This window comes from Devosia soli, from assembly GCF_000970455.1.
Classification (GTDB): Bacteria; Pseudomonadota; Alphaproteobacteria; order Rhizobiales; family Devosiaceae; genus Devosia; species Devosia soli.
Window position 1 is genome coordinate 1 of record NZ_LAJG01000027.1, and the last position, 748, is coordinate 748.

1 protein-coding gene is annotated in these 748 nt (G+C 65.8%); it reads left to right on the forward strand.

The annotated features are described in order from the left end of the window. Positions 1-84: 84 nt before the first annotated feature. The coding region (locus VW35_RS15305; RefSeq protein ID WP_161796925.1) for a chloride channel protein at positions 85-748 on the forward strand (664 nt) is incomplete at its 3' end.

Genomic DNA, 748 nt, shown 5'->3' on the forward strand with positions numbered 1-748 from the left:
TGGGCCCCGATGATCCGCAAATTTCGCAGGATGGCGAGGGGCCCGCCGGCTTCCGCGTTGCCTATGATGGCGATGCAGGTGCAGATGTCTGAGACCCCCGAGCCGAGCCGAAACGAAGTTCAATCGCCGCCCAAGGCAGGGTTCACCGCTCGATTGGCCGATTTCGGTTGGGCCATGGGCGCCTTGTTGCAATGGTGGCGCGTCCATATCGGGCCGGTTGGCCTCCTCGTGCGGCTCAGATCCTTGGTGCGCCGGCGCGAAAGCTGGCTGGTGCTGCTTGCCGTGATCGTCGGAGCGCTTGCAGGCATCGTCGTCACCGCCCTGCGCGAGATTTCCTATGGATTGCAGCGGCTGCTCTATCAGATCCCGCATGGCACACGGCTCAGCGCCTTGGACAGTCTCCCGCTCGATGCGGCGCTGATACCGGCATTGGGTGGTGTGCTTCTGGCCCTGATCGCCTTCGTCTTGCGGCGCCGCAAGACCCGTTCGGTCGACCTCGTGGAAGCCAATGCCCTCCATGGCGGTAAGCTCTCCATGTCCGACAGCCTGATCGTCACCGGGCAGACGGTCGTGTCGAACGGCTTCGGCGCGTCGGTGGGGCTCGAAGCGGCCTATACGCAGATGAGCGGCGTGCTCGCGTCCAGTTTGGGCGATCTGCTCCAGCTTCGCCGCAGCGATATGCGCAAGCTGGTCGGCTGCGGCGCAGCCGGCGCCATTGCGGCGGCCTTCGGCGCTCCGCTGACGGGCG